Raw genomic sequence first — 13,724 nt, 5'->3', positions numbered from 1 at the left:
GCCGGGACGGGCTGGCCGAGCTTGAAGTACCGGACGAACTGGCCGATGGCGCGGGCCAGCAGGGCAACGCCGACCACGGTCAGCGTCAGCGACACGATGATCGCGGCGAGTTGCATGTCGGGCTCCTCGGGCGGGCCCGCTCAGTGCCTGAGCTGAGGCCTACTAAGCGGTAACTTATTTAGTCCGTGCTGAGATTACCCGTTCGGGGCCGGGTGATGCAGGGGCCCTCGCGGTGATCTGTGTCGCTCAGGCAACCCTTGCCGGGCGACCCGCCGCGCGGCGTCTGCGCACTGCTGGAAGCGTACGCGCCAGGACGAGCAGGTCCGTCCCCAGCCAGTGGTGGTCCACGTAGTGGAGGTCGAGCAGCTCCCGCTCCTCCCACGGCAGGTCCGAGCGTCCGCTGATCTGCCACGGTCCGGTCAGCCCCGGCCGTACGGAGAGCCGGCGGCGCCCCTCGCCCGTGCACTCCCGGTGCCCCGGGGTCAGCGGACACGGCCCGACCAGCGACATCCGGCCCGTCACGACGTGCAGCAGCAGCGGCAGCGCGGCCAGCGGGCTCCTGGTCCGGAAGGTCACCATCGTGAAGACCCGCCCCTCCAGCCCCGCCACGGTCCTGCGGCGCAGCACCCCGTGCCCGGGCGCCCCGGACCCGAGCGCGACGGAAAGGGCGACGGCGCCGATCAGCGGCGCGAGAAGCAGGAGGAGCGCGAGCCCACCCAGAAGATCGAAGACCCGCTTGGACCCGGCACCCTTGCCGGGCACCGCCCCTCCACGGGCCGCTGCCCCCTCGCCGGATGTCGGTCTCCGGCCGGGTGCCGGCTCCTCGCCGGGCGTCGCCGCGCTGGACGCTTGCTGCCTGTCGCCCGCCGACCCCTCGTAGGCCGCTTGCTGCCTGTCGGCCGCCGCCGGCCTGTCGCCCGCCGCTCCCTCGCCGACCGCCGACCCCCTCCCGGGCTCCGCCCGCCTGCCGGTCACCGGCTCCTCGCCGGGTGTCGGCCTCCTGCTCGGTGTCGGCCTCTCGTCGGGCGTCGGCCCCCTGCCGAGTACCGGTCCCTCGCCGGGGGCAGGCACTCCGCCGGGTGCCGGCACCCCGTCGGGCGTCGGTCCCTCGCCGGGCGTCGGCCTTCTGCTCGGTGTCGACCCCTCCCCGGACGTCGGCTCCGCGCTCGGTGTCGGTTCCTCACCGGCCGTCGGGCTCCTGTCGGTACCGGCCGTCATTCCCCCACATCCTTCCGCGTGAGAATCATGGGATATTCGTGGGATATGCCTGCTTTGCCCGGGAAGGGGCACCCGGACTCTCTCACGGGACGCCCCGCCGGGAGGGGGATGACGCGCTTTTCCGCCCGCAGGGGTGGGGGTCTGAGCGGGCGGGCAGGTGAAGAGTTGAGTCGAGTCGACTCAGGTCTGTTGACTCAGGCAGGGGTCTCGTGCATCCTTGAGTCAGTACCACTCAAGTCAGTCAGCTGGAGGAATCGAAATGGCACGTGCGGTCGGCATCGACCTGGGCACGACTAACTCCGTCGTCAGCGTTCTGGAAGGCGGCGAGCCCACCGTCATCACCAACGCCGAGGGCGCCAGGACCACGCCGTCCGTCGTCGCCTTCGCGAAGAACGGCGAGGTGCTCGTCGGCGAGGTGGCCAAGCGCCAGGCCGTCACCAACGTCGACAGGACCATCCGGTCGGTCAAGCGCCACATGGGCACCGACTGGAAGATCGAGATCGACGGCAAGAACTTCAACCCGCAGCAGATGAGCGCCTTCATCCTGCAGAAGCTGAAGCGTGACGCCGAGGCCTACCTGGGCGAGAAGGTCGTCGACGCGGTCATCACCGTCCCGGCGTACTTCAACGACTCCGAGCGCCAGGCCACCAAGGAGGCCGGTGAGATCGCGGGCCTCAACGTCCTGCGCATCGTCAACGAGCCGACCGCGGCCGCCCTGGCCTACGGCCTCGACAAGGACGACCAGACGATCCTCGTCTTCGACCTCGGTGGCGGCACCTTCGACGTGTCCCTCCTGGAGATCGGCGACGGCGTCGTCGAGGTGAAGGCCACCAACGGTGACAACCACCTCGGTGGCGACGACTGGGACCAGCGCGTCGTCGACTACCTGGTGACGCAGTTCCAGAACGGCCACGGCGTGGACCTGGCCAAGGACAAGATGGCCCTCCAGCGCCTCCGCGAGGCGGCCGAGAAGGCCAAGATCGAGCTCTCGTCCTCGACCGAGACCACGATCAACCTGCCCTACATCACGGCCTCCGCCGAGGGCCCGCTGCACCTGGACGAGAAGCTCACGCGCGCCCAGTTCCAGCAGCTGACCTCGGACCTCCTGGAGCGCTGCAAGGTCCCGTTCCACAACGTCATCAAGGACGCGGGCATCGCCCTCTCCGAGATCGACCACGTCGTCCTCGTCGGCGGCTCGACCCGTATGCCCGCCGTCGCCGAGCTCGTCAAGGAGCTGACCGGCGGCCAGGACGCCAACAAGGGCGTCAACCCGGACGAGGTCGTCGCCATCGGCGCCGCCCTCCAGGCCGGTGTGCTCAAGGGCGAGGTCAAGGACGTCCTGCTCCTCGACGTGACCCCGCTGTCCCTCGGCATCGAGACCAAGGGCGGCATCATGACCAAGCTCATCGAGCGCAACACCACGATCCCGACCAAGCGGTCCGAGATCTTCACGACGGCCGAGGACAACCAGCCGTCCGTGCAGATCCAGGTCTACCAGGGCGAGCGCGAGATCGCGGCGTACAACAAGAAGCTCGGCATGTTCGAGCTGACCGGCCTCCCGCCGGCCCCGCGCGGCGTCCCGCAGATCGAGGTCGCCTTCGACATCGACGCCAACGGCATCATGCACGTGACCGCGAAGGACCTGGGCACGGGCAAGGAGCAGAAGATGACCGTCACCGGCGGCTCCTCGCTGCCGAAGGACGAGGTCGACCGGATGCGCCAGGAGGCCGAGCAGTACGCGGACGAGGACCACCGCCGCCGCGAGGCCGCCGAGTCCCGCAACCAGGGCGAGCAGCTCGTCTACCAGACCGAGAAGTTCCTCAAGGACAACGAGGACAAGGTCCCCGGCGACGTCAAGACCGAGGTCGAGGCCGCTCTCGCCGAGCTGAAGGAGAAGCTCAAGGGCGAGGACACCGCCGAGATCCGCACCGCCACCGAGAAGGTCGCGGCCGTCTCGCAGAAGCTCGGCCAGGCGCTGTACGCCGACGCCCAGGGCGCTCAGGCGGCCGGCGGCGACGCCGGTGCCGGCCAGGCGAAGGCCGACGACGACGTCGTCGACGCCGAGATCGTGGACGACGAGCCCAAGAAGGGTGGCCAGGCGTGACCGAGGAGACCCCGGGCTTCGAGGAGAAGCCCGACGTCCCCTCCGGCGCCACCCCTGACGACGCCGCCGAGGCCGTCGAGAACTCCGCCCAGGAGGACGCGACGGCCCCGGCCGGGGACGCAAGCAGCCAGAAGCCGGCCGGTGACGCGGGCCTCACGGCCCAGCTGGACCAGGTGCGCTCCGCGCTCGACGAGCGCACGGCGGACCTCCAGCGGCTCCAGGCCGAGTACCAGAACTACCGCCGCCGCGTGGAGCGGGACCGGGTCACGGTCAAGGAGATCGCCGTCGCGAGCCTCCTGTCCGAGCTCCTTCCCGTGCTCGACGACGTCGGCCGGGCCCGGGACCACGGCGAGCTCGTGGGCGGGTTCAAGTCGGTGGCCGAATCGCTGGAGACCGTCGTCGCCAAGATGGGTCTGCAGCAGTTCGGCAAGGAGGGCGAGCCCTTCGACCCGACGATCCACGAGGCCCTGATGCACTCGTACGCGCCGGACGTCACCGAGACGACCTGCGTGGCGATCCTGCAGCCCGGGTATCGGATCGGCGAGCGGACCATCCGGCCCGCGCGCGTGGCCGTCGCCGAGCCCCAGCCGGGCGCGGCTCCGGCCAAGGACGAGAAGAAGTCGGCCGACGAGGAGAGCGGTGCCCCCGACGAGGGGTGACGCAACGATCGTCCGGAAGGAGGGACGTCGATGAGCACGAAGGACTTCGTCGAGAAGGACTACTACAAGGTCCTCGGCGTCCCCAAGGACGCCACCGAGGCCGAGATCAAGAAGGCGTACCGGAAGCTCGCCCGCGAGAACCATCCGGACGCCAACAAGGGCGACACCAAGGCCGAGGAGCGCTTCAAGGAGATCTCCGAGGCGAACGACGTCCTCGGTGACCCCAAGCGGCGCAAGGAGTACGACGACGCCCGCGCACTCTTCGGGAACGGCGGCCTCCGGGCCGGCGGTCCCGGGGGCGGCGGCTCGTTCAACTTCGACCTGGGCGACCTCTTCGGAGGCGCCCAGGGCGGGGCCGGCGGATTCGGCGGCGGTGGCGGCGGCATCGGGGACGTCTTCGGCGGCCTCTTCAACCGCGGCGGGGGCGGCGCCCGCACCCAGCCGCGGCGCGGCCAGGACATCGAGTCCGAGGTGACCCTCAGCTTCACCGAGGCCATCGAGGGCGCGACCGTACCGCTGCGGATGTCCAGCCAGCAGCCGTGCACGGCGTGTTCGGGCACCGGCGACAAGAACGGCACGCCCCGGGTGTGCCCGACCTGCGTCGGCACCGGGCAGGTCTCGCGCGGCAGCGGCGGCGGCTTCTCGCTCACCGACCCCTGCGTGGACTGCAAGGGGCGCGGCCTCATCGCCGAGACCCCCTGCGACGTCTGCAAGGGCAGCGGCCGGGCCAAGTCCTCCCGCACCATGCAGGTCCGCATCCCGGCCGGGGTGAGCGACCACCAGAAGATCCGGCTGCGCGGCAAGGGCGCGCCGGGCGAGCGCGGCGGGCCCAACGGCGACCTGTACGTCGTCGTGCACGTCGACGCCCACCCGGTCTTCGGCCGCAAGGACGACAACCTCACCGTCACGGTGCCGGTCTCCTTCACGGAGGCGGCGCTCGGCGGCGAGGTCAAGGTGCCGACCCTCGGCGGCCCCGCGGTCACCCTCAAGCTGCCCGCGGGCACGCCGAACGGCCGGACCATGCGCGCCCGGGGCAAGGGCGCGGTCCGCAAGGACGGCACGCGCGGCGACCTGCTCGTCACGGTCGAGGTCGCCGTGCCGAAGGAGCTCGACGACAAGGCACGCGAGGCCCTGGAGACCTATCGCGAGGCGACGGTCTCCGAGGACCCGCGGGCCGAGCTGTTCCAGGCCGCGAAGGGAGCGTGACCCGGTGGAAGGGCGCCGACGCAATCCGTACGAACTGACCGACGAGTCGCCGGTGTACGTCATCTCGGTGGCGGCCCAGCTCTCCGGTCTGCATCCCCAGACCCTCCGCCAGTACGACCGGCTCGGTCTGGTCTCCCCGGACCGCACGGCGGGCCGGGGGCGGCGCTACTCGGCCCGTGACATCGAACTGCTCCGCCAGGTGCAGCAGTTGTCGCAGGACGAGGGCATCAACCTGGCCGGGATCAAGCGCATCATCGAACTGGAGAACCAGGTCGCTGCGCTCCAGAGCCGGATCGCCGAGCTGTCGGCGGCCGTGGACGGCGCGGCGGCGGCGATGCGGCAGCGCGAGGCCCAGGTGCACGCCTCGTACCGGCGCGACCTCGTGCCGTACCAGGACGTGCAGCAGGCGAGCGCGCTGGTGGTCTGGCGCCCCAAGCGCGGCGAGTAGCCCCGCACTTCTCACGCGTGAGGCCCCCTCCACTCCGGTGGCGGGGGCCTCGCGCGCGTCTTCGGAGGATCAGGGGATCAGCTCGGCCACGATGTCGCCGAGCGTCTCCCACCAGGGGGCGGCCCCGGTGCCGAAGGCGGCGGCGAGGGCGGTGCCGACGGCGACGTCGAGCGGTTCGGGGGCGCGGTCCGGCAGCCACTCGGGGTCCACCCGCCCGTCCCCGCTGGAGATCAGCGTGCCGAGCCGCCGCCCGTCCCGGGTGAGCCGGCTCTCCGCGTACGAGCAGGGGACGAGCCGGTGGCGGACCCCGCCGACGACGGCGTCCACCCGGTAGGAGCGGCGCAGCAGCCGTCCCCGGGCGGGGCGGAGGACGGCCGGGGCGCCGTCCACGGTGAGCGCGAGGAGGGCGGCCTTGCGGGTGCCGATCGGCACGTGGTCCGCGGGTGCGGTCCCCGGGGCCCGTACGAGCTCCACGACGGGCAGTCCGGGTCCGGAGACCCGCAGGGTCCCGGCGGGGCCGTCGAGGTCGATCCGCACGTCCCCGTCCATCGATGTGTCCACGGTGGTCAGTCGTCCTGTTCGAGAATGCCCGACTGGGCGATCAGATAGCCGAGTTGGGCCCGGCTGCCGCTGCCGAGGGTGGCGGCGAGCTTGGCAATGTGGGCCCGGCAGGTGCGCACGTTCATCCCGAGCCGGCGGGCGATGGCCTCGTCCACGTACCCCTCGACGAGGAGCCGGGCGATGGAGCGCTGGACGCCGCCGATCCCGTCGGTCTTGATGTCGTACGGGATCTCCTCCCGGATCGGCACCGCCAGGCGCCAGAACTGGTCGAAGACGCCGCCGAGGTAGGCGACCAGGCCGGGGTGGCGCAGCTCCAGGGCGATCTGCCGGTCGCTGCGGGCCGGGATCAGGGCGACCTCGCGGTCCACGATGATCAGCCGGTCGATGATCTCTTCGAGGGTGCGGACCTGGACCTCGGGGCCGACGTGTTCCAGGTAGGTCAGGGTGAGTTCGGTGTGGCGCGCGGTGTGCTGGTAGAGGGTGCGCATGTTGATGCCGCGGCCCAGGAGCGGCGAGACGCGGTGCAGGGCCTCGGTCAGGGCCTGGGCCGGGCGGCCGCCGCCGGGCTGGACGGTGAGCAGTTCGCTGCGGCAGTTGGCGACGATCCGGTCGAGGCTCGCGTTGATGCGGTCGATGCCCTCGAGCACGGTGATGGCGTGTGTGGTCGGTGAGTCGTGGGCGCCGATGGCCATGAAAGGCTCGAAAGCGTCGGACAGGGCGACCGTGCGCCGGCGGCGGTCGAGGATTTCGCGCTCGATCGGCTGGAGCAGCTGGGCGAGCGCGGCGGAGGGCGGAACCGGACGGAGCCACCGGGCGTCGTCGGGATCGGGGTGGAGCAGGGACAGGTCCAGGAGGCAGGGCGCCTCGACCGTCTCTGACCGGGGTATTCGCCCCGTCCGCAGTGCGGACGCGTACAGCTCGGATCCTGCCGCGCAGAGTTCCGTATGCGAATGAGGGTGACCTGTCTCGTCCGCTTGTTTCCCCATATGTACACCCCCAGGCTCCTGCATCTCAGGAACATGATGCATGGGTTTGGTGGTGCGAGCGGAGAGAGTAAGCCATCGTCTTACTCGCGGGGGTTGGAAAAAGACGTTGCCTTCAAGTGAGGTTGCTCGGTGATGATGAAGAAGCTCATAAGTGCGGTGGCCGGAGTCGCCTTCATCGCGGCTGTCGCAGTGGGGGCCGTGGGCGTGACCCTGGACCCCGGCTGGCACGCGGAGCCGGCCACGGTGCGGGCCGCTGTGAACGACCCGGGCTGGCACCTGGCCTCCCCCAACGACCCCGGTTGGCACGTGGCCCCGGCCGGCGACCCCGGCTGGCACGCGGAGCCCGCCACCGTGGTGCGGGCCCTGGCGAGCGACCCGGGCTGGCACGTCGCCCCCGCCGCCGACCCCGGCTGGAGTTAAGCGGGATCATGAACGTTCCCGATGACCCCAGGTTCCGGCGGGAGATGGCCTCGGCCTACCGATCCGGATGGCACTTCGTCGACCTCGCCACGGCCATCCCCCACCGTGGTGACTCGCTGAAGGTCACGCTCTTCGGAGAGCCGATCGTCGTCGCGCGGGAGCAGGACGAGGACGTCCGCGCCTACCGGTGTCTGCGCCGCCCGCGCGGTGCCCCGCAGCCCATCCGCTGTGCCATCCGGTACGGCATGATCTTCGTCAACCTCGACCAGCGGGACCACCAGCTGATCGAACCCGAGACCATCACCGCCACCCCCCGCAGTGCCTGAGCGATCCCCCCGTCGTTGTAGGTCGCCCAGGTACTTCCCCCACACAGCGGCGCCATCGCGGACCTGAAACGCGATGGCGCCGCTGTGCTGCGCCCGTGTTCTGCTCCGGGCCCGCGTCCGTGCTGCGCCCGTGTCTCCGCCGGGCGCCCGCCGCCCCTCAGGCGCGGCCCATCGCCCGGGTGAGGGCGATCTCGATCACGACCCGGTCCGGGTTCGGGGCCGGCGTGCGGCCGTAGCGCTCCGCGTAGCGGGCGACGGCGTCCCCGACGACCTCCGGCTCCGTACGGATCCGGGCGACGCCCTCCAGGGTGGCCCAGCGCCCCTTGTCGACCTGGCAGACCGCGACCCGCGCGCCGTCCGCGCCCGCCGCCAGGACGTTGGCGACCTTCCGGCTGTTCCTGTTGGTGATCACGCGCGCGTACCCGCCCTCGGGGTCGTACGTGACGCCGACCGCGACCACGTGCGGGGTGCCGTCCGGGCGCGGGGTGGTCAGGGTGCACATGTGGTACTCGCGCCAGAAGCCGAGGTACGAGTCGGTGGGGTTCCTGGGATCCGTTGCCATGCCCGGAAACTACCCGGGGAGGACCCCCTCCGTTGACTTGAGCGGTATCGACTCAACTTTGTGTACTCTTGAGGAGTCACAGAAGTCATGCAGCGGATCCGGGCGGATCCGCGAGGCACCCGCACGCCGAGGAGGAGCACCGCACATGGACGCCGAACTGACCAACAGGAGCCGGGACGCGATCAACGCGGCCACCAGCCGCGCCGTGTCCGAGGGACACCCGGACCTGACCCCGGCCCATCTGCTGCTCGCCCTCCTCGCCGGCCAGGACAACGAGAACATCACCGACCTGCTCGCCGCCGTCGAGGCCGACCAGGCGGCCGTGCGCGCCGAGACCGAGCGGCTCCTCGCCGCCCAGCCGAGCGTCGCCGGCTCCACGGTCGCGCCCCCGCAGCCCAACCGCGAGCTGCTCGCGGTCATCGCGGACGCCGCGAAGCGGGCCAAGGAGCTCGGGGACGAGTTCCTGTCCACCGAGCACCTCCTCATCGGCACCGCCGCCAAGGGCGGCCGGGCCGGTGAGATCCTCGACCGGCAGGGCGCGAGCGCGAAGAGGCTCCTTGACGCCTTCGAGACGAGCAGGGGAGGACGCCGGGTGACCACACCCGACCCGGAAGGGCAGTACAAGGCGCTGGAGAAGTTCGGCACGGACTTCACCGCCGCCGCGCGCGAGGGCAGGCTGGACCCGGTCATCGGCCGCGACCACGAGATCCGGCGCGTGGTCCAGGTGCTCTCCCGCCGCACCAAGAACAACCCGGTCCTCATCGGCGAGCCCGGCGTCGGCAAGACCGCCGTCGTCGAGGGCCTCGCCCAGCGGATCGTGAAGGGCGACGTCCCCGAGTCCCTGAAGAACAAGCGGCTCGTCTCGCTCGACCTCGGCGCGATGGTCGCCGGCGCGAAGTACCGCGGCGAGTTCGAGGAGCGCCTGAAGACCGTCCTCTCCGAGATCAAGGAGAGCGACGGCCAGATCATCACCTTCATCGACGAGCTGCACACGGTCGTCGGCGCGGGCGCCGGCGGCGACTCCGCCATGGACGCGGGCAACATGCTCAAGCCGATGCTGGCCCGCGGCGAGCTGCGCATGGTCGGCGCGACCACCCTGGACGAGTACCGCGAGCGGATCGAGAAGGACCCCGCCCTGGAGCGCCGCTTCCAGCAGGTCCTGGTCGCCGAGCCCACCGTCGAGGACACCATCGCGATCCTGCGCGGGCTCAAGGGCCGCTACGAGGCCCACCACAAGGTGCAGATCAACGACTCCGCCCTGGTGGCCGCCGCGACCCTCTCCGACCGGTACATCACCTCCCGCTTCCTGCCCGACAAGGCCATCGACCTGGTCGACGAGGCCGCCTCCCGGCTCCGTATGGAGATCGACTCGTCCCCGGTCGAGATCGACGAGCTCCAGCGCTCCGTGGACCGGCTCCGCATGGAGGAGCTGGCCCTGAAGAACGAGACCGACGAGGGCAGCAAGCAGCGCCTGGAGAAGCTGCGGCGCGACCTCGCGGACCGCGAGGAGGAGCTGCGCGGCCTCACCGCCCGCTGGGAGAAGGAGAAGCAGTCCCTCAACCGGGTCGGCGAGCTGAAGGAGCGCCTGGACGAGGCCCGCGGCCGCGCCGAGCGCGCCCAGCGCGACGGCGACTTCGACACCGCCTCCAAGCTGCTCTACGGGGAGATCCCGGCCCTGGAGCGGGAGCTGGAGGAGGCCTCCGAGGCCGAGGCCCGGCAGGAGACCTCGAAGGACACGATGGTCAAGGAGGAGGTCGGCCCCGACGACATCGCGGACGTGGTCGGCTCCTGGACCGGCATCCCCGCCGGCCGCCTCCTGGAGGGCGAGACGCAGAAGCTGCTCCGCATGGAGGACGAGCTCGGCAAGCGGCTCATCGGCCAGTCCGAGGCCGTGCGGGCCGTCTCCGACGCGGTGCGCCGCACCCGCGCCGGGATCGCCGACCCCGACCGGCCCACCGGCTCCTTCCTCTTCCTCGGCCCGACCGGCGTCGGCAAGACCGAGCTGGCGAAGGCGCTCGCGGACTTCCTCTTCGACGACGAGCGGGCCATGATCCGCATCGACATGTCGGAGTACGGCGAGAAGCACTCCGTCGCCCGGCTCGTCGGGGCGCCCCCCGGCTACGTCGGCTACGAGGAGGGCGGCCAGCTCACGGAGGCGGTCCGCCGCCGCCCGTACAGCGTGGTCCTGCTCGACGAGGTCGAGAAGGCGCACCCGGAGGTCTTCGACGTCCTGCTCCAGGTCCTGGACGACGGACGGCTGACCGACGGGCAGGGCCGGACGGTGGACTTCCGCAACACCATCCTGATCCTGACCTCGAACCTGGGCAGCCAGTACCTGGTCGAGCCGACGACCTCGGAGGAGGTCAAGAAGCAGCAGGTCCTGGAGGTCGTGCGGGCCAGCTTCAAGCCGGAGTTCCTCAACCGGCTGGACGACCTGGTCGTCTTCTCGGCCCTCGACCGGGCCGAGCTGGGCCGGATCGCCCGGCTCCAGATCGACCGGCTCGCCCGGCGGCTCGCCGAGCGGCGCCTCACCCTGGACGTCACCCCGGAGGCCCTGGAGTGGCTGGCCGAGGAGGGCAACGACCCCGCGTACGGCGCCCGGCCGCTGCGCCGCCTGATCCAGACCGCGATCGGCGACCGGCTCGCCCGGGAGATCCTGGCGGGCGAGGTCCAGGACGGCGACACGGTCCGGGTGGACCGCTTCGAGGACGGGCTGATCGTGGGCCCGGGCACCGGCAAGGCGCTGTAACACGTTTTGCGATACGCTGCCTCCATGGGAACTCTGAACGTCCGCACGGACGAGTCCATGGAGGCGGCCATAAGGGCGCTCGCGGAGGAGTTCGGCTCGCGCAGCGAGGCCGTGCGCTACGCCCTCCTGCGCACCTACAAGGAGCGGCTGATCGAGCAGGCGAAGTCCGACGCGGCCCGCGTGGCAGCGGACCCCGACGACCAGGCCGAGATGCTGGCGATCCAGCGCTTCATGGGCGTCGCCTCGTACAGTGCCTTTCCGGGGGGCGACCCCCGGACCCCCGGCAAATGATCCGCCGGGGGGCGATCGTCGAGATCCGGCGGCTTCCCGGCGCCCGGGGCCACGAGCAGCAGGGCAACCGCTACGCCGTCGTGATCCAGTCGGACCAGTTCGCGACGTCGACGGTGACGGTCGCGATGACGTCGACCAGCGCCGCGCCGACGGTCTACCGGCCGGAGATCGAGTTCGACGGCCGGACGACGCGGATCCTCACCGACCAGATCTACTCCGTCGATCCGGCCGCGCGCTTCGGCGCCTTCAAAGGCGCGCTCGACGCAGAGGAGCTGAGGGACCTCGACCGGGCCCTCATGCTCAAGCTCGGCCTCTTCTGACGGCCCGGGGTTGCCACAACAGGCCCGGGATGGGAGAGGATGGCGAGCATCCGTACGAAGGGAAATACACGGTGAGCATCGACCCGTCCTCGATTCCGAATTTCGGGGGCCAGCCCCAGCCTCAGGCCGCAGGACCGGCGGGCCCCGTCGTCCCCGACCAGGACCTCGTCAAGCAGCTCCTCGACCAGATGGAGCTGAAGTACGTCGTCGACGACGAGGGTGACCTCGCGGCGCCGTGGGAGGAGTTCCGCACCTACTTCATGTTCCGCGGCGAGGACGAGCAGCAGGTCTTCTCGGTCCGGACGTTCTACGACCGTCCGCACTCGGCCGACGACCGCGCGCGCGTCCTCGACGCGATCGACGACTGGAACCGCCGCACCCTGTGGCCCAAGGTCTACACCCACCTGCACGAGGAGGAGGACGGCTCCGCCACCCTCCGTCTCATCGGCGAGGCCCAGATGCTGATCGGCACCGGCGTCGCCCTGGAGCACTTCGTGTCCTCCACGGTCAGCTGGGTCCGCGCCTCCATCGAGTTCGACAAGTGGATCGTGGAGCAGTTCGGCCTGGAGTCCCCGGAGGACAAGACCGGCGGCGAAGAGGCCTGAGCCTCCCCACCCCGCACCACGCCGAGGGCCCGGCCTCCCCGCACGGGGGAGCCGGGCCCTTCGCGCGTCCCCGGGCCGGGGCCCTCCTCAGGCCAGCCGCTTGAGCCGGGAGACCGCCTCCTCCAGGACCTCGGTCTTCTTGCAGAAGGCGAAGCGGACGAAGGGGGCGCCCTCGTCGCGGTGGTCGTAGAAGACGGCGTTGGGGATGGCGACCACGCCGGCGCGCTCCGGGAGGGAGCGGCAGAAGGCGAAGCCGTCGGTGGCGCCCAGGGGCCGGATGTCGGTGGTGACGAAGTAGGTGCCGGACGGCCGGTAGACCTCGAAGCCCGCCTGCGCGAGGCCCTCGCCCAGCAGGTCCCGCTTGGCCGCCAGATCGGCGCGCAGGGCGTCGAAGTACGCGTCCGGGAGCCGGAGCGCCTCGGCGACCGCGTACTGGAACGGTCCGGCGGAGACGTACGTGAGGAACTGCTTGGCCGAGCGGACGGCCGAGGTCAGCTCGGGGCTCGCGGTGATCCAGCCGACCTTCCAGCCGGTGAACGAGAACGTCTTGCCGGCCGAGGAGATGGTGACCGTGCGCTCCCGCATCCCCGGCAGGCTCGCGATCGGCACGTGCTCGGCGCCGTCGAAGACCAGGTGCTCGTAGACCTCGTCCGTGACGACCAGCAGGTCCCGCTCGACCGCCAGCTCGGCCACGGCCGTCAGCTCGGCCCGGGTCAGGACGGTGCCGGTGGGGTTGTGCGGGGTGTTGAGCAGGATCAGCCGGGTCCGGTCGGTGACGGCGGCCCGCAGCTCGTCCGGGTCGAGGACGTAGGAGCCCTCGCGGGGCCGGAGGGTGACCGGGACGCGGGTGCCGCCGGCCATCGCGACGCAGGCCGCGTACGAGTCGTAGTACGGCTCCAGGGCGATCACCTCGTCGCCCGGCTCGACCAGGGCGAGCAGCGCGGCCGCGATCGCCTCTGTGGCGCCCGCCGTGACGAGGACCTCCGCGTCGGGGTCGTACTCCAGGCCGTACCGCTCCCGCTGGTGGTCCGCGATCGCCGCCCGCAGCTCGGGGACGCCCGGACCCGGCGGGTACTGGTTGCCCCGGCCGTCCCGCAGGGCGCGCACCGCCGCCTCCCTGATCTCCTCCGGGCCGTCGGTGTCGGGGAAGCCCTGGCCGAGGTTGATCGCGCCGGTCTCGGCGGCGAGCGCGGACATCTCGGCGAAGATCGTCGTGCCGAACTCGGCGAGGCGGCGGTTGAGCGGCGGTCGTGTCATGCCCGCCATCCT

15 protein-coding genes are annotated in these 13,724 nt (G+C 71.4%); 10 read left to right on the top strand and 5 right to left on the bottom strand.

Translation table 11 applies throughout. The annotated features are described in order from the left end of the window. Positions 1–246: 246 nt before the first annotated feature. On the bottom strand, positions 247–762 hold the full coding sequence (locus ACIQD7_RS29230; protein ID WP_402445445.1) for a sugar transferase: 516 nt from the start codon (positions 760–762) through the stop codon (positions 247–249). 715 nt (positions 763–1,477) lie between these two features. Here ACIQD7_RS29230 and dnaK point away from each other — a divergent pair. From dnaK to ACIQD7_RS29210, 4 genes are read left to right on the top strand one after another with little or no spacing between them, the layout of a single operon-like run. After that, positions 1,478–3,322, top strand: coding sequence for a molecular chaperone DnaK (dnaK, locus tag ACIQD7_RS29225; protein ID WP_121830307.1), 1,845 nt, complete (start codon positions 1,478–1,480; stop codon positions 3,320–3,322). Beyond that, entirely contained in the window at positions 3,319–3,981 is a 663-nt protein-coding gene (gene grpE / locus ACIQD7_RS29220) for a nucleotide exchange factor GrpE (protein WP_121830306.1), read from the top strand. The genes dnaK and grpE overlap by 4 nt, the downstream gene beginning before the upstream one ends. A 30-nt stretch (positions 3,982–4,011) precedes the next feature. Further along, the gene (dnaJ, locus tag ACIQD7_RS29215) at positions 4,012–5,187 is read left to right on the top strand and encodes a molecular chaperone DnaJ (protein WP_402445443.1); all 1,176 of its coding nucleotides are present in this window, start codon (positions 4,012–4,014) and stop codon (positions 5,185–5,187) included. A 4-nt stretch (positions 5,188–5,191) separates the two neighbouring features. Continuing rightward, complete coding sequence (locus ACIQD7_RS29210; RefSeq protein WP_121830304.1) at positions 5,192–5,635, top strand: heat shock protein transcriptional repressor HspR; 444 nt, start codon at positions 5,192–5,194, stop codon at positions 5,633–5,635. 69 nt (positions 5,636–5,704) lie between these two features. On the opposite strand, the gene ACIQD7_RS29205 is transcribed toward ACIQD7_RS29210, so the two are convergent. Then, positions 5,705–6,196 (bottom strand): hypothetical protein, encoded by a 492-nt coding sequence (locus ACIQD7_RS29205; RefSeq protein WP_402445440.1) that lies wholly within the window; start codon positions 6,194–6,196, stop codon positions 5,705–5,707. 5 nt (positions 6,197–6,201) lie between these two features. Next, positions 6,202–7,182, bottom strand: coding sequence for a helix-turn-helix transcriptional regulator (locus tag ACIQD7_RS29200; protein WP_121830302.1), 981 nt, complete (start codon positions 7,180–7,182; stop codon positions 6,202–6,204). A 132-nt stretch (positions 7,183–7,314) separates the two neighbouring features. Here ACIQD7_RS29200 and ACIQD7_RS29195 point away from each other — a divergent pair, with 132 nt between their 5' ends. After that, on the top strand, positions 7,315–7,602 hold the full coding sequence (locus ACIQD7_RS29195) for a hypothetical protein (RefSeq protein WP_402445439.1): 288 nt from the start codon (positions 7,315–7,317) through the stop codon (positions 7,600–7,602). An 8-nt stretch (positions 7,603–7,610) separates the two neighbouring features. Next, entirely contained in the window at positions 7,611–7,928 is a 318-nt protein-coding gene (locus ACIQD7_RS29190) for a (2Fe-2S)-binding protein (protein WP_053649837.1), read from the top strand. 157 nt (positions 7,929–8,085) lie between these two features. Here ACIQD7_RS29190 and ACIQD7_RS29185 read toward each other — a convergent pair whose 3' ends face one another. Continuing rightward, a complete protein-coding gene (locus tag ACIQD7_RS29185; RefSeq protein WP_402445438.1) occupies positions 8,086–8,490 on the bottom strand; it encodes a pyridoxamine 5'-phosphate oxidase family protein in 405 nt (134 codons plus the stop codon). 145 nt (positions 8,491–8,635) lie between these two features. Between ACIQD7_RS29185 and clpB the strand changes: the two genes are divergently transcribed. From clpB to ACIQD7_RS29165, 4 genes are all read left to right on the top strand, one after another. Next, on the top strand, positions 8,636–11,239 hold the full coding sequence (gene clpB, locus ACIQD7_RS29180) for an ATP-dependent chaperone ClpB (RefSeq protein ID WP_402445436.1): 2,604 nt from the start codon (positions 8,636–8,638) through the stop codon (positions 11,237–11,239). Between the two features lie 24 nt (positions 11,240–11,263). Beyond that, positions 11,264–11,530 carry a hypothetical protein gene (locus ACIQD7_RS29175; RefSeq protein ID WP_202528892.1) on the top strand — a complete coding sequence of 89 codons (267 nt, stop codon included), beginning with the start codon at positions 11,264–11,266 and terminating at the stop codon, positions 11,528–11,530. Beyond that, complete coding sequence (locus ACIQD7_RS29170; RefSeq protein ID WP_402445435.1) at positions 11,527–11,850, top strand: type II toxin-antitoxin system PemK/MazF family toxin; 324 nt, start codon at positions 11,527–11,529, stop codon at positions 11,848–11,850. The genes ACIQD7_RS29175 and ACIQD7_RS29170 overlap by 4 nt, the downstream gene beginning before the upstream one ends. A gap of 71 nt (positions 11,851–11,921) precedes the next feature. Continuing rightward, positions 11,922–12,455 carry a YbjN domain-containing protein gene (locus tag ACIQD7_RS29165; RefSeq protein ID WP_121830297.1) on the top strand — a complete coding sequence of 178 codons (534 nt, stop codon included), beginning with the start codon at positions 11,922–11,924 and terminating at the stop codon, positions 12,453–12,455. An 87-nt stretch (positions 12,456–12,542) separates the two neighbouring features. Here ACIQD7_RS29165 and ACIQD7_RS29160 read toward each other — a convergent pair whose 3' ends face one another. Further along, entirely contained in the window at positions 12,543–13,712 is a 1,170-nt protein-coding gene (locus tag ACIQD7_RS29160; protein WP_402445433.1) for a pyridoxal phosphate-dependent aminotransferase, read from the bottom strand. Positions 13,713–13,724: the final 12 nt, after the last annotated feature.

The sequence above is a fragment of the Streptomyces sp. NPDC093071 genome, from assembly GCF_044754545.1.
Taxonomy (GTDB): Bacteria; Actinomycetota; Actinomycetes; order Streptomycetales; family Streptomycetaceae; genus Streptomyces.
The sequence above is the reverse complement of the archived record's forward strand: the minus strand, read 5'-3'. Positions and strand labels throughout refer to the sequence as shown.